Genomic DNA, 15,694 nt, shown 5'->3' with positions numbered 1-15,694 from the left:
ACCAAAATAGCCACAACCAAAGAGATTGTTATGTTTTTTGAATGGCAAGGTAACCAACCCGTCACACTCCGTTGCATCGACAAATACTTCGAAACACACGACACCGTCAGCATCAAATTGGCCGAACTAACCGAATCACTTCTGTTTCAGTTTAAGCCTGGCCAGTTTATTAACTTGGGCGTCGAAATTGATGGAAAAATGGAGTTTCGTGCCTATTCAATCAGCTCGATCAATGAAGACGATCACCTTCAACTCACAATCAAACGAGTATCTGGCGGTAAAGTATCGAACTACATCGTTGACTCGCTGCTGCTCGGTGATACTGTTCAAGCATTACCACCAGCAGGCGAATTTAACTGCATCGACCATCCACCCGTGTTACGTGATGGCGAAACAAAAGCCTTGCTTATCAGTGCAGGTTGCGGCGTCACGCCCGTATTTTCGATGGCAAAGCACTGGCTGAGTAATCAAGATGAAAACGACAACGATGTGGACATCGCATTTCTTCATATTGCACGCAGCCCAGAAGAGACGATTTACTACGATCAGCTAGAAACGTTAGACGCCGTATATCCCAACTTCAATTTAAAGTTGTTGCTGAAAAACCGCGAAGGAACATCGCATCCACAAGGTCGTTTGAATGCCGACTGGCTTAAAGAGCTTGTTCCTGATTTCAAACAGCGCACCGTTTACCTGTGTGGTCCAAGCCAGTTTATGCAAGATGTTCACGGCTATTTGAATGACCTTGGTTTTGAGATGACGAACTTCTACCAAGAGAGTTTTACGCCAGCGACTGGCGCAGAAACATCGGTCTCCGATGAAGTTGTTCGTGTTTCTGTTCCTGACTTTGCTCAAACCATCGATGCGCAAAAAGGTCAGGTACTGGCCGATGTGCTTGAAGGCGCAGGTTTACCATTAATCGTCGCTTGTCGTAGCGGCATTTGTGGCTCGTGCAAATGCAAGGTTCGTCAAGGCAGCATCTCTTCCACCAGCCTAGAAACATTAACGCCAGAAGAAATTGAACAAGGCTATGTGCTCGCCTGCTCATCAACCATCGAAGCGGATCTTGAAGTGCAGATCGGTTAATGCTGCTGGTATCGATCTTTTATTGTTTCCCGTCATTCCGACGAGCCTAAGCGAGGTCAGGAATCTAAAATCAGCGTGTTAGGAATAACTCACTCTGATAATAGACTCTGAATCACACTCGCGTCTCGCTATTCAGATTGACGGGGTATCGCGGAGATGCCAGCCGTACTCAAACGGCTGGTATTATAGATAGGTACAACTTTCGTTTCGTCGTCATTGCTTCTCGCTAAACAACAACACTTTCAATGCTGCTTCGCTGTCTACGTCCATAAACTCTGGCGGGTTATCCAGACGCTCACGGAATGTCAACTCTGGCGCTTCTTCTTTCATGCTCTCAATCAAGAAGTCGCTTGTCACAGATGGTGAGTTCACACATGCCATCACTTGACCGCCTTCTGCCAACAAATCCGGCAATCGACGTAGAATCTTTTTGTAGTCTTTAGTCAGCGCAAAGCTGCCTTTCTGGAATGAAGGCGGATCGATAATGATCAAGTCATACTGACCAGATTTCTTAATCTTACCCCAAGATTTAAAGATATCGTGTCCCATAAAGCTTACCTGGTTGATGTTATGACCATTTAGCTTGTGGTTCTCACGACCTTTAGACAGCGACGCTTTCGCCATGTCGACGTTAACCACTTTATCTGCTCCACCTGCAATGGCAGCGACAGAAAAGCCACAGGTGTAAGCAAACAAGTTAAGCACGTTCTTATGCTTCGCATTTTCGCGTACCCAATCACGACCGTAGCGCATGTCCAAAAACAGACCGAAGTTTTGGTTGCGGCCAATATCCAATTGGTATTTCAAACCACTTTCTTCAACGACAGGGCGAGCGTCTAATTCACCGACAAGCACTTCTGAAGGCGCACCATCGGCATAACGGTGCTGAAGAACCATAGTGCGACCTTGCTTGTCTGCCCACAGTGGTGATAGTGCCAACGCATTGAGGCCGCTTTTCAGCTCAGCGAGAAACGCGTCGTCGACTTCTTTAAACAAGTTGATGATCAACTGACCTTGTAACCAGTCACAGGTGATTTGCTCTAGGCCCTCAAAACGACGACCACGACCATGAAACAGTCGACGAATTTCATTCGGAGCTTGCGCGAGCTCGGTTTCTAGATGCTGAAAAAACAGCGAAAGTTGTGATGCTTGCATCGAGTTCTCTTATTAGTTTTCTTTGTGACGGTTATTTGATCGTAGGCCAGTTCAGTTCCCAGGGGGAAAGCCAAGTATCCAAACCCTGAGAGACGGTTTCACTGTGCCATTTGTTACCAAGCACTTTGTATTCTCGTGGATCGCAAACAAAGCGATATTGCTCATCTCGGTATTGGAAGCAAAGTGAAAATGCGTGCAGATAACCGCGATCAGCCTCATTGCCTGCATTGTAAATCGGGTCGCCAACAATACCTGAGCCAACCGATTTTAATGCCACGCGGATTTGATGCGTTTTACCAGTGTGTGGCTTACATAAAAATAGGCGCTCTCCGGGCTCTGCCGCAAGAGAGAAAAACTGGGTAACGGCTGGGTTATTTTTGCTGTTGACCAGCTTCCATGATGAACGGCGCGAACGCTCCATATCACCAACGACCAAACCTTGTTTCTTTTTCGGCTTTTTAGAGCCAATCGCCAGATAGAACTTTTCCACTTGGCGGTCAGCAAAAGCTTGCGATAACGCACTGGCCGCTTTGGCGTTGCGTCCGAGGAGCAGAATACCCGATGTCATTTTATCCAAGCGATGGATAAGATAGAGCTGCTGCTCACCACTCTGCTTAGCCACTTCTTGCAGCAGCATTGTGTCGCCATCGTCTTTATGAACAGAGACGTTGGGATGCTTATTGATGATCAGAAAATCGGGATGGGTATGTAGAATATCGAACATAAAAAACTGGCTCCACGTTTGGAGCCAGCAGTATACATAAGTTACCGGACAAAGCTATCGAGGCTTGCTCCCAAGGTCTTTGCTAAAGCTTCTTCGAGAAAATGCCAGCAAGACCAATGATTGCGATACCCAGCAGCATGATTTCACCTTTGCCACTATCAAAGCCAGACTTAATCCCCATGAAGGCAACAATAGCAATCGCAACAGGAATCAGGTATTTAACTAGGTTGTACCACAATCCAAATAACGGGAAGGATACTTCGCCGTCATTAGTGATCTCTTTTTCTAGCTCAGCACGGCTTAGGCGCCATCCAGCAAAGATACAAACCAACATACCACCAACCGCTAAGAAGATTTTGTCCGTTAGTAAGTCAAAGATATCAAAGGCACCGGTACCAAACAGCGTTGGTCCCATTCCACCTAACGATAGTGACGCAAAAATACATAATGCCGCCATAACTGCACTTGCAGACAGAACAGCGTTAGAGCGCTTCATGCCTTTCTCGTCGATTAGGTAAGACACGACAACTTCCAATAATGATACTGAAGAAGTTAATGCCGCCACCGTCAAACCGATGAAAAATAGCAACGCGAATAGCAACCCAATTACTCCGCCCATTTCAGCAAATAGCTGAGGAACGACAACAAATACAAGACCAGGGCCTGCCGCAGGCTCCATGCCAAAGGCAAACATAGCTGGGAACATAGCAACACCAGCAAGAATCGCGACACCAGTATCCATCGCTGTAACCATACCGGTTGTTTGAACTAGGTTCTCTTTCTTCTTCAGGTAAGAACCGTACGTCATCATACAACCCATACCTAAGCTAAGTGAGAAGAACGCTTGCCCTAGTGCAGCAAGAACCACGTTGCTGTCGACTTTAGAAAAGTCGGGCATGAATAAGAACTCAAGGCCAGCCATTGCACCTGGCAGCATTAAGCCCTTAACAGAAACAACGATTAGGATTAAGAACAGAAGCGGCATCAGAACCTTACCGGCTTTCTCAATACCACCCGAAATCCCTTTCATCACAATCATGACGTTAAGGAACAGGTAAACACCCATCCACATTAAAGGTTGAATCGGATCTGAGATGAAACCGCCAAAGCTGTCGCCAATTGCTTCTGGCGCGCTGAGTAGACCACCGCCCACTTTAAAGATGTAGGCCAATGCCCAACCACCAACCACTGGGTAGAAGCCCATGATCAAAAGACCACTGAAGACTCCCATAACGCCAGTGAACGTCCAGCGTCGGTCAGTTGTTTTGAATGCACCTACGGCAGAAAGACCTGTCTTACGACCAATAGCGAACTCTGTCAGCATCACGCTAAAGCCGATAAAAATAACAAAGATAAGGTAGATGGCAACGAATGCACCGCCGCCACTCTCACCCGCTGTGTAAGGGAATTTCCATATATTGCCTAAACCGACAGCGGAACCCGCTGCTGCCATTACGAAGCCTAGTTTAGACCCCCACGTATCACGTGGTGCTGCTGTATTAGTTGTAGCCACGCTTTTTCTCCAAAATTAGTTTGTTGTGTATGCATAGAGATAGGCGTCTAAAAAGTTTATGTAAAAATTATTGTACACTTATAAAATAAGCGTTCGACGCACTATGTCTAGAAAGTAAAGCAGCTCCCCTTTAAAATTGGAACCCCAAAAAAGTACATTTATCGCACAAGTGTCGAGTTACGCAGGTTAAATGCTGCTTTTTTATTCAAAAGTTAAAGAATGACCTTATTTTTCACATTAAAATAACAGAATCAGCTGTTATAAAATTTGTTCCTCATATAAGGTCAATCCCACGTCTAAATGGGAAATCTATTCCCCCAACCCACTTTTATGCTTAATATCCTAGAAGGGCATATTACTCTGAGCGTATATGGACAAGTTTTATCACTTTCTTACTTTAGCTGGCATCGGGCTATATTGGTTACTGGTCGCAGGTGTGACCATTCGTGTCGTTTTAAAGCGCCGTGCAGTGAGCGTGTCTTTAGCTTGGCTAATGATCATTTATATCCTTCCCGTTCTGGGTGTCGCGTGTTATTTCCTCTTCGGTGAACTGAACTTAGGCAGAAAACGGGCCGAACGCGCAAAAGAGATGTTTACACCATTCGAGAAGTGGTTCAGTCAGCTTAACGACTGTAACGCGCACAACCCAGAAACGATGGGAAGGCACATCTACCGAATTGATGAACTTTGTAACAACCGCCTTGGTCTTCCCGCATTGAGCGGTAATACATTGTCGCTGCAACAATCACCTAATGAGATTTTGCATTCCATTATTGAAGACATCGAAAACGCGCAGAGCAGTATTCGAATGGTATTCTACATTTGGCATCCAGGTGGTTTGGCTGACTCTGTCGCTTCTGCGCTTATTCAAGCGGCTAAACGCGGCGTAGATGTCAAGCTATTGCTCGATTCAGCAGGTAGTCCACGTTTTTTCAGAAGTCCTTGGTATCGAATGATGCAGGATGCTGGAATTGAAGTTATTCAAGCGCTAGAAGTGAAGATGTGGCGTATTTTCTTACGTCGTCTTGATCTTCGCCAACATCGCAAGATCATCGTAATTGATGATGAAATTGCTTATACAGGTTCAATGAACTTGGTTGACCCGGCTTACTTCAAGCAAAATAGTGGCGTTGGGCATTGGGTGGATATCATGGTTCGCATTACAGGACCAACGGTAAACGTATTGAGTGCCATCCACTGTTGGGATTGGGAAGTCGAAACTGGCGAACGTCATTTACCAAGACTACCTGAATGCAAGATCGATGAGAGTGAATTCCAACACCCTATTCAGGTTGTGCCTTCTGGCCCAGGTATGCCGGAATATCTGATCTATCAAGTATTAACATTGGCAATAAACCAAGCCAATCGCTCGGTACGAATCACAACACCATATTTCGTGCCCAATGCTGATTTACTCGAAACGTTAAAGATGACAGCACAACGAGGCATTAACGTTGAACTCATTATTCCCCATAAAAATGACTCTATGATGGTGCAATGGGCTTCACGCGCTTTTTATAGTGAGCTCTTGAGTTCAGGGGTCAAGATTTATGAGTTTTATGGTGGTTTGCTGCATACAAAATCTGTCGTAATTGACGACCAATTCTGTTTAGTTGGCACCGTAAACATGGATATGCGCAGCTTGTGGCTGAACTTCGAAGTGACCCTCGCCGTTGATGACGAAGAGTTCACCAAGCAAATGTCTTGGTTACAAGATAGCTATATTAAGCAATCTCACACTGTTGTATTGGAAGAATGGGAGAAAAGGAGCCTATTTTCTCGGTTCTTAGAGCGAGTGTTCTATCTCTTCAACCCACTCCTCTAATACCTCAAATACACAGGCTAAAAAACCTCCAGCGCTACATGCATCCTGCTGGAGGTTTGTTCTTTTAGCTCCCTATCTACACGATACCTCTCGACATCATTACCTGTTCATCTTGGCTGTTATTGGCTGATAGTTGACTTTTCCCTTGCATAACCTACGTCGTCCATGTTTTAAATATTCAAAACCGCAATATTTAAGACAGGGAACTTTTATGTCAGAGGGAAAAAAAACCAAACTCATTACCGCTGGCCGCGATAAAAAGTGGACAAATGGTGTTGTAAACCCACCCGTTCAACGCGCTTCAACCGTGGTATTCAATACCGTTGCAGAAAAGAACCAAGCCACCATTAATCGTGCAAACAAAACATTGTTTTATGGTCGCCGAGGCACCAACACGCACTTTGCTTTCCAAGACGCAATGGTTGAGATTGAAGGTGGAGCTGGTTGCGCGCTTTACCCTTGTGGAACGGCAGCAATTTCAAACGCCATCCTCTCTTTCGTTGAAACTGGCGATCACATTCTAATGGTGGACACTTGTTACGAACCAACTCGTGACTTTTGTAACACCATAATGAAGAAAATGGGCATCGAAACCACCTATTATGACCCAATGATCGGTGAAGGTATCCGAGACTTGATTCAGCCGAATACCAAAGTCCTTTTCTTGGAGTCTCCTGGTTCAATAACCATGGAAGTCCAAGATGTGCCTACATTAGCGCGCATTGCCCACGAGCAAGATATCATCGTGATGCTAGACAACACATGGGGAGCAGGCGTGAACTTCTCTCCTTTCGAGCATTGCGTAGACATTTCCATTCAAGCGGCAACTAAGTATATTGTTGGACATTCAGATGTCATGCTAGGTACTGCTGTGGCTTCTGAAAAGTATTGGGATCAGCTTCGTGAACAAAGCTACCTGATGGGTCAGTGCGTTTCTCCTGACGACGCATACCTAGGTCTTCGAGGTATTCGCACGTTGGATGTTCGCCTAAGACAGCACGCAGAAAGCAGTTTAAAAGTCGCTCAGTGGCTCGCTTCTCGCCCAGAAGTTGATCATGTCCGCCATCCCGCTTTAGAAACAAATCCTGGCCATGAGTTTTTCAAACGAGACTTCACAGGTGGAAACGGCTTGTTTTCATTTGTTCTCAAAACGTCTTATCCAAAAGCGACGACGGCTCTGCTTGATGGTATGAAACACTTCAGTATGGGTTACTCTTGGGGCGGTTATGAAAGCCTCATTCTAGCTAACGAACCTAAGAGCTTTAACAGCCTGAGAACCGTAGCTCACCCACACTTTGAAGGTACTTTGGTTCGTATTCATATTGGCTTAGAAGACGTAAATGACTTGATCGCTGATTTAGAGGCTGGTTTTGCGCGTTATAATGCCTTAATGCTTGAAAAAGAAGTCTCCCTATAACAATGATTGAATCGCCCTGCATTGCGGGGCGTTTTTATAACCCCCTGAATTAATTAGAATTAACTAACATTCACCAGAACTATTAATTAATGTTAATCATTTGTGTTGTTTTTCAATTAAGCAGTCACAGAATGAAATAATGTGCCACAAATAGGCTTTCCAAATTTAGAGTTTCTCTCCTACTTTTTATCATTCATAAGAGGTCATACCACAAGGAGATAGTTTTGAAACTCAAATTTATAGCGCTAATGCTTTTTACCTTAATTACCGTCCCAATAACCTCCGTACACGCCGCAACGGGTTATACCCAAACCAAGTATCCGATTGTTCTGGTTCATGGATTATTTGGTTTTGATACCCTCGCAGGCGTAGATTACTTTTTCGGAATACCACATTCCTTAACGAAAGACGGCGCTAAAGTTTATGTAGCACAGGTATCCGCGACCAATAGCAGCGAAGTTCGAGGGGAGCAACTGCTTGCTCAAGTCGAAACCTTACTTGCAGCAACAGGCGCAGAGAAAGTCAATCTCATTGGTCACAGTCATGGTGGTCCAACAACGCGCTATGTTGCCTCTGTCCGTCCTGACCTAGTCGCATCAGTTACGAGTATAGGAGGCGTTAATAAAGGGTCTAAAGTGGCAGATTTAGTTCGTGGCACCGTATCTGAGGGTTCGGGTAGTGAGCAGCTCGCGGTAAAACTGGCGCAAGGCTTAACTACTCTTATTAATCTTCTATCAGGTGGTTCTGATCTCGACCAAGACCCTTTAGCCTCACTAGCAGCATTAACCACGGAAGGATCATTAGCGTTTAACCAACACTACCCGGAGGGAGTCCCTACCAGTGAATGTGGTAATGGTGACTTGCTGGCTTCAAATGGCGTTTATTACTACTCATGGACCGGATCATCCACTTTTACAAACGTTTTCGATCCGACCGACGCTGCCATGATGGTACTTGGCTTAGCCTTTGATGGGCCAAATGATGGCTTAGTTGGTGCGTGCAGCACACATTTGGGCAAAGTCATACGTGATGATTATCAAATGAACCATTTGGATGAAATTAACGGTCTACTCGGTATTCATCATCTTTTTGAAACCGATCCAGTCACGCTTTATCGCCAACATGCAAATCGTCTCAAACTTCAAGGTTTATAAGAGGTCATCACAATGAAGAAAGTCGCTCTCACCACTTTTATCCTGCTCTCGATATTTGGCGTGGGAGCGCTTTCTCTGTTGCAAAGCGACAAACAACAAGAGATAACCTCTAACCATTCGCAATCTCAGCAAGATATAGCCACCGATGTCTCTTCTCCAAAAGATTTCTTCGAATATTCTCTTAGCCGGCTGGGCGAAGAAGATCTCGATACGATCAAAGCGGAAGTCAATGATGACACTTTAGCAAAGCAAACTCTGAATATTGATGCCAAACTTTTTCAAACCTACCTTTCCTACAAGCAAGCACTCTCTGCATTAGAGCCTTTTGAGCACAATCACCTAACGCTTGAACAGTTAACCATGCTGAATGAAGCAATACTGAACTTACAGCTTCAATACTTTAGCGAGGCGCAGATAACCCAATTGTTTGACGAAGAAAACCGACTTCGCCAACTTGCTTTAGAAAAGCTGACGATTAAAACACAGGCATCGGATATCGAGAGTCAAGCACACCTTCTCAATCAAGCGTTATCAGAACAACCGGATTACATACGAGAAAGTGAACGCAATAACGCATTAGCAGAGCAGCTCGAGCAAGCTTCTCAGCTTGATTCACAAGACAAGTACATCGCCCGTGTTGCTCTGGTAGGAGATGCCGGAGCGCAGAGGCTGCAAAAGCTTGATGAGCAAAGAGCATCATTTGAGACTCAACTCGCCACTTACTTAAAGCAGCGTCAAAATATTCTGAATAGGGATTTTCTAGGGCAAGACGAAAAACAGGCAGAAATCATTTCTTTAAGAAAACAAAGCTTCGATGCCACTCAATGGCGTCGAATCGAAGCTTTGGAACGTATTCATGATAGCCAGAACTAACAACATTAGCTTAATCGCCAAACGTTACTTATTCTGCTTTTTAGGACATCCAACGATATGGTCATCCACCATACCGACGGCTTGCATGAAAGCATAACAGATGGTTTCACCGACAAACTTGAAGCCTTTCTTTTTTAGGAATTTACTCATGGCTTTGGATTGCTCTGTCGAAGCTGGTACGTCACTCATATGTTGCCATTGATTGACGATTGGTTCACCGTCCACGAACTGCCACAACGCGTCTGATAAACTCCCGTATTCAGCAATTAACGCTTTGGCCGCTTTGGCATTACTGAATACCGAGTTAATCTTTCCGCGATGTCTCACAACATCGAAGTTTTCCACGATGTATTCAGCGCGTTCTTCATTTCTTTGTTCCAACGCATCTAGATCGTAATTCTCGAACGCTTCTCTGTAACCTTCGCGCTTTTTAAGGATGGTGATCCAACTAAGACCAGCTTGCGCACCTTCCAAAGTAATAAACTCAAACAGGACTTGGTCGTCATATACTGGCACGCCCCATTCGGAATCATGATATTCGCGCTCTAATGGGTGATTCATCGCCCACGCACACGTTTTTTGTTCTGTCATTATTCTTCCTTAAAAAGCGCCTCTAACTGATGAGCTAGAGGCGCGATATTTTTCATCGTTATATCAGTAGCACTAAGCCTGTTTCGGTACTGCCACTTTATGGAACAAACGATACAACACTGGCACGACAATCAGTGTCAGGACTGTCGCAAAACCCAAACCAAACATAATCGTAACCGCCATTGGTTTGAAGAAAATATCTGGCAACAGTGGGATCATACCAAGGATCGTCGTGATAGCAGCCATACAAACGGGACGGACGCGACTTACCGCAGCATCAACAACCGCGTCATAAGCCTCTTTACCGGACTTCATTTCAATTTCAATTTGGTCCAGTAATACGATGCCATTTTTGAGCACCATTCCCGATAAGCTTAAGAAGCCGAGCAATGCCATAAAACCAAACGGCGTGTTGAGTGCCAACAAACCTGTGGTGACGCCAATTAACGCCAGCGGCACGGTAAGCCAAACAATGAGTGGCTCTTTGATAGAGTTAAATAGGAATACAGTGATCAAGAACATGAACAAGTACCCCATTGGCATAGTAGTAAACAGTGACTCTTGAGCATCACCTGAAGATTCGTATTCACCACCCCACTCTAAGGAATAACCTGGTGGTAATTGAATCGCTTCGATTTGGGGCTGTAAGCGTTTTTGCAATGTCGATGCGGTTTCTTCACCTAGAATATCAGGGTCTGCCATCACAGTGAGCATACGCTTACGGTTCTTACGTACGATGATAGGATCCTCCCAACGCATGTCGTAACCCATTGTGACTTGTTGAAGTGGGATAAACTCACTCTGTGCTGGACTCCATATTTTCATGCCTTCAATGTTACGAATATCAATACGTTCATCTTCAGGTAAACGAGCCACGATAGGCATGAGCGTCGTGCCGTCTCGGTAAAGGCCTATCGTCATTCCAGAGAATGACATGGACAAGAAGTCATCGACATCTGATTTGGTAATGCCATAGCGACGTGCCTGACTCTCGTTAAACTGAGGTTCAAGAACTTGGGTTCGTTCACGCCAATCATGCCTGATATTTGTTGCCTGAGGGTCGGCGTACATGATGTCCTTGACCTGAGCGGCTATCGTACGAAGGACGGTTGGATCTGAGCCAATAATGCGAGCTTCAATTTTTGCACCACCACCAGGGCCTAACTCAATCTGTTTGAGCTTGTAATTGATTTCTGGGTAGTTGGCTTTTAAATACTCTCGAAACTTCGCCATTAATGGTTTTAACGCTTCGTAGTTTTCCATGCGAGTGGTTATCTCACCATAAGCCGCATAACTTTTCTCTGGCGCGTACGTTAACATGAAGCGCTGTAAGCCTTTACCCGCGGTCGTCGTGATATGGTCAACATGCTCTTGCTTAGCTAACCAACTTTCTAACTCTTTAAGCGTTGTGTTGGTTGCTCGAATATCAGTTCCTTCTGGCATCCATACATCTAACTGAAAAATAGGCGTTGTCGACGATGGGAAAAACGCTTGCTTCACAAAGGTGAACCCGTAAACACTTGCCGCTAATCCCGCAATCAGCACCACAACGGTAAACCAAGCACGACGCATACAAAACTGAAGAAACTTTTTATAAATAACGAAAATAACCCCGTTATATGGATCATTTTCTTCCCCTTCACCTTGTTTAATCTTCTGGCCTTTAAAGAAGATGTCAGCAAAGAATGGTGTCAACGAGATAGCGGTAAACCAGCTCAACATTAAAGAGATCAGCAGAACCGTAAATAAAGTGCCACAGTATTCGCCCGTCGAGTCTTCAGACAGTCCAATTGGCGCAAATGCAGTTACCGCAATCACAGTTGCCCCAAGTAATGGCCACTTGGTTTGGGTAACAATGTCGGTCGCTGCTTGGAGTCGAGTTCGCCCTTTTTGAGTACCAATCAAAATCCCCTCAACCACAACAATGGCATTGTCCACCAGCATACCCAATGCGATAACCAAGGCACCTAATGAAATCCGCTGTAAATCTATCGCGAGATACTTCATGAAAATGAACGTACCCAGCACCGTCAGCAGCAAGATTAAACCGATAAGTAGCCCAGAACGTAGCCCCATAAAGAACAGAAGTACGATAATGACGATACCGACAGCTTGAGCCAAGCTGACAACAAAACCGCTAACCGATTTATCCACCTCTTTAGGCTGACTGTAAATTTCCGAGATTTCGATACCGACAGGTTGTTGGTACTTTAGCTCGGCAAGGCGATGATCAAACGCTTTTCCGACTTCAACCACATTGACGCCTTCAGCAAAAGAAACACCCACGTTCAGTGCAAGGCTGCCGTTAAAATTAATAACATTACTCGGTACTTCTACATACCCGCGTTTTATTTCCGCCACATCTTTCAAGAAAATGAGCCCCTGAGCGCCCGACTCAGTAATTAACAAATCACCCAGCTCCTCCACACTCTGGAACTCGCCAGTCGGCTGAATTCTGATGTACTCGTCACCAATTCTGATCGCTCCTGCGTCAGAAACCACGTTTTGCGTCGAAAGAAGATTAAACACGGTATCCGGAGCAAGACCTATACTGCTCAGCTTTTTCATCGATACTTCGATGAAAACTTGTTCTTGCTGTTGCCCGGATACCGAAACTTTACTCACGCCATCAACCAGTTCGAGCTCTCGGCGTAAGTAATCGACGTAATCCAGTAGCTCTTTATAGCTATAACCGTCGCCAGTCACCGCTAACAAAATCCCGTAAACATCACCAAAATCATCGATCACTTGAGGTTCATTCACACCTGGAGGCAACGTCCCTTTAAGGTCGTTCACTTTACGGCGCAACTCATCCCAAATTTGAGGTAGATCATCAGGGCCATAATTGTTCTTCATCGTGACCGTGATTTGAGATAATCCCCGGCTAGAAATCGAATTTACTTCATCAACATAAGTAAGCTGCTGAATCGCTTTTTCGATTGGGTACGTCACTTCTTCTTCGACTTGTTGCGGTGTCGCACCAGGGTAAGAGGTCACTACCATCGCATCTTTAATAGTAAAAGCAGGGTCCTCAAGACGCCCTAAACCAAAGAATGCGGCGATACCACCAATCAAAAATATCAGTGCGACCATCCAACTGATGACGCGATTTCGGATGAAGTACGCAGCAATACCGGTCACATCATCATCACTTTGAGGCACTGATTTATTAAGATCGCTCATAGACCGACCTCCTGCGTAGCCATTTCCTGTATCACTTCCACTTTCATGCCATCCCTTAATCGAGAAACACCGGCAATCACGACTTTGTCTTTGAGCATGAGACCATCAAGGATTTGAATGGACGTTTTAGATGCCTTACCTGCTCGCACCTGTTTGCGCGATACCGTATTGTCGTCATTCAGTACCCAAACAAATTTGTTTTCGCGCCCCAGCTCGTCACCATCCGCATTAAAAATGGCTTCGATAGGAACATTAATTCCTAGGTTGAGATCAAGCCCAACATTCTCGTCTTTAGAAGTTACCTCAACAGCCATACCATCTAGGATGTACTCTTCTTCCGGCATAGGAAGCGACAGTGTGACAGTAAACGTACCTGTTGTTGGATCGGGCTCCGTCGTAAACTCTTTTACCGTCGCGTTGTATTCGTTACCGCTGGGCACGCGCACCAATGCTTTGATCGCGGTGAGCCTCTCTTCCGTTGGCGGTTGGTTCACATAGAGGCGGTCTGGAAGCTGAATCAACACTTCGACTCGCTCCAAGCTGTGAATATTAACGATATGCTGTCCGACTTGAACATTTTCGAATTGGTCGATATTAACTCGCGAAATAATCCCATCCACGGGCGCTTTTAAGGCAGTAAATGATAGACGAAGTTTGGCTAACTGAAGCTCTGCTAAGGCGATTTGTCGTTGTGCTGCAATTTCATCAAACTGAGACTTAGCTAATAGGCCTTTATCAACCAAAGGGCGTGAGCGGCGATACTGACTGTCGACAACAGAAAAACGCGCACTCGCATTATCTACATCCAACTCATAGTCAGTGGGATCTAGCGTTGCAATAACATCACCCTTCGTGACTTTGTCGCCCTCTTTTACCATGATGCGGCTGACTTCTCCTGTCACTCTGAAGCTCAAATGAGAGCGATCCGCTGCATTCGCAACCGCAGGGAAGTACAAGTTGTCATCCACCTTGTTTCCCGCTAATGACGTAACTCTAACTCGTGGCGTTTCGAGCTCTTTTTCTGGCGCCTTATCCCCACAGCCAACGAGAAAAAGCGTTGAAAGTAAAGTCGCTAGAGAGATGATTCCTTTCATATTACAACCCTCTTTCCTTAATCCACGCTCTTACCTTAATTCCGGGTTCAATTACACTGACACCCGAGATAATGATTTGGTCGCCATCGTTAAGCCCAGCTAACACTTGATTTTTGTCATTCATCTCAATTGCGGCTTTAGACACAATGCCTTGCTCATCGACACGCCAAACGTACGTTTTGCCGTTCTCTTCTAGCAACGCGGAGTTAGGAATCTTTGTCGCTCCTGCACTTTTGGACAGGAGGTAAGCATTGCCAGACATTCCCGGCAAAAGGCCTATTTCTGCTGGTCGCTCCATGACCATCGTGACTTTGTAACTGCCCGTTTTAGGATCGGCTTCTGTATCGATTTCCTGAAAGGTTAAGTCAAAGGCTCGCTCGGGGAACGCATCAAATATCATTCTGGCAGAGACATCGCTCCCCTGCGTGTAACGATTTAGAAGATAGTCTGGGATTTGGAATATCACTTTGAGGAGTTGGTTGGACTGAATATTCATCACCCCTTCTTTCGCGGCAACATATTCATGGTTTTCTGCTGGAATGTACGAAATAGTGCCATCATATGGCGCGACAAGTTTGGTATATCTTAAGTTTGCCTTTGCTTGATTCCATTGAGCTTTTGCTGAGTTGTGATTCGCTTTTGCCTCATCAAAATCTTGCTCAGATACTACTTGGTCTTTACGTAGCTTTTGGTATCGCTTGTATTGCACATCTGCGAGCAAAAAATTTGCCCGAGCTTGCTGTTCGAGCAGTGAATATTCATCTGGTTTTAATGACGCCAAAACATCACCTTTACTAACGACTTGACCTTCATTCACTTCTATCGTTTGAAGAAGCCCAGGAACTCGAAATGTCAGTACTGCTCTATCGCCAGCTTCCGTCGTGGCAGGAAAATGTCGCTCAAACTGGGCATTGCCAACAGATACTGTAAATAGCTTCGCAGGGCGCGATTCAGGTTCAGGAACAGGAGGAAGTTCTTTACCGCACCCCGACAAGACAGCCGAGATGGCAATAGGAATGAGCAATTTTCTCATTACATTCATCCATAAAAATTGGGGGATTATTTTTAAAGTAGATGAA

Annotated in this window: 12 protein-coding genes; 5 read left to right on the top strand and 7 right to left on the bottom strand. The window is 45.2% G+C overall.

The genetic code is table 11. The annotated features are described in order from the left end of the window. The first annotated feature begins 30 nt into the window (after positions 1-30). Entirely contained in the window at positions 31-1,086 is a 1,056-nt protein-coding gene (locus tag R7M72_RS15025; RefSeq protein WP_158173797.1) for a hybrid-cluster NAD(P)-dependent oxidoreductase, read from the top strand. Positions 1,087-1,299: 213 nt separating this feature from the next. Here the strand turns inward: R7M72_RS15025 and R7M72_RS15020 are convergent, their stop codons facing one another. The 3 genes from R7M72_RS15020 to R7M72_RS15010 form a co-directional block, all read right to left on the bottom strand. After that, a complete protein-coding gene (locus tag R7M72_RS15020) occupies positions 1,300-2,241 on the bottom strand; it encodes a class I SAM-dependent methyltransferase (protein WP_017634665.1) in 942 nt (313 codons plus the stop codon). A 31-nt stretch (positions 2,242-2,272) separates the two neighbouring features. Next, a complete protein-coding gene (locus tag R7M72_RS15015; RefSeq protein WP_017634666.1) occupies positions 2,273-2,965 on the bottom strand; it encodes a TIGR01621 family pseudouridine synthase in 693 nt (230 codons plus the stop codon). Between the two features lie 82 nt (positions 2,966-3,047). After that, entirely contained in the window at positions 3,048-4,418 is a 1,371-nt protein-coding gene (locus tag R7M72_RS15010; RefSeq protein WP_042522154.1) for a sodium-dependent transporter, read from the bottom strand. Between the two features lie 430 nt (positions 4,419-4,848). On the opposite strand from R7M72_RS15010, the gene cls reads away from it, so the two are divergent. The 4 genes from cls (at position 4,849) to R7M72_RS14990 (ending at position 9,747) form a co-directional block, all read left to right on the top strand. After that, positions 4,849-6,303, top strand: coding sequence for a cardiolipin synthase (gene cls, locus R7M72_RS15005; protein WP_017634667.1), 1,455 nt, complete (start codon positions 4,849-4,851; stop codon positions 6,301-6,303). 211 nt (positions 6,304-6,514) lie between these two features. Continuing rightward, a complete protein-coding gene (locus tag R7M72_RS15000) occupies positions 6,515-7,720 on the top strand; it encodes a cystathionine beta-lyase (RefSeq protein ID WP_158173796.1) in 1,206 nt (401 codons plus the stop codon). A 248-nt stretch (positions 7,721-7,968) separates the two neighbouring features. Continuing rightward, a complete protein-coding gene (locus R7M72_RS14995) occupies positions 7,969-8,874 on the top strand; it encodes an esterase/lipase family protein (RefSeq protein ID WP_017634669.1) in 906 nt (301 codons plus the stop codon). Positions 8,875-8,886: 12 nt separating this feature from the next. Beyond that, a complete protein-coding gene (locus tag R7M72_RS14990) occupies positions 8,887-9,747 on the top strand; it encodes a lipase secretion chaperone (RefSeq protein ID WP_315956956.1) in 861 nt (286 codons plus the stop codon). 24 nt (positions 9,748-9,771) lie between these two features. On the opposite strand, the gene R7M72_RS14985 is transcribed toward R7M72_RS14990, so the two are convergent. The 4 genes from R7M72_RS14985 to R7M72_RS14970 all read right to left on the bottom strand — a co-directional run bounded on the left by R7M72_RS14985 (position 9,772) and on the right by R7M72_RS14970 (position 15,648). Beyond that, positions 9,772-10,338: a DNA-3-methyladenine glycosylase I gene (locus tag R7M72_RS14985; RefSeq protein ID WP_005378109.1), complete on the bottom strand. Its 567-nt coding sequence runs from the start codon at positions 10,336-10,338 to the stop codon at positions 9,772-9,774. A gap of 72 nt (positions 10,339-10,410) precedes the next feature. Beyond that, a complete protein-coding gene (gene vmeI / locus R7M72_RS14980; RefSeq protein ID WP_017634672.1) occupies positions 10,411-13,521 on the bottom strand; it encodes an efflux RND transporter permease subunit VmeI in 3,111 nt (1,036 codons plus the stop codon). Further along, the gene (locus tag R7M72_RS14975; RefSeq protein WP_315956955.1) at positions 13,518-14,615 is read right to left on the bottom strand and encodes an efflux RND transporter periplasmic adaptor subunit; all 1,098 of its coding nucleotides are present in this window, start codon (positions 14,613-14,615) and stop codon (positions 13,518-13,520) included. The genes vmeI and R7M72_RS14975 overlap by 4 nt, the downstream gene beginning before the upstream one ends. Before the next feature lies 1 nt (position 14,616). Further along, positions 14,617-15,648 (bottom strand): efflux RND transporter periplasmic adaptor subunit, encoded by a 1,032-nt coding sequence (locus tag R7M72_RS14970; protein WP_205460896.1) that lies wholly within the window; start codon positions 15,646-15,648, stop codon positions 14,617-14,619. Positions 15,649-15,694 lie beyond the last annotated feature (46 nt).

The sequence above is a fragment of the Vibrio sp. YT-18 genome, from assembly GCF_033337345.1.
Lineage (GTDB): Bacteria > Pseudomonadota > Gammaproteobacteria > Enterobacterales > Vibrionaceae > Vibrio > Vibrio alginolyticus.
Note: the sequence above shows the minus strand (reverse complement) of the source record. Positions and strands in the feature narration are given on the sequence as shown.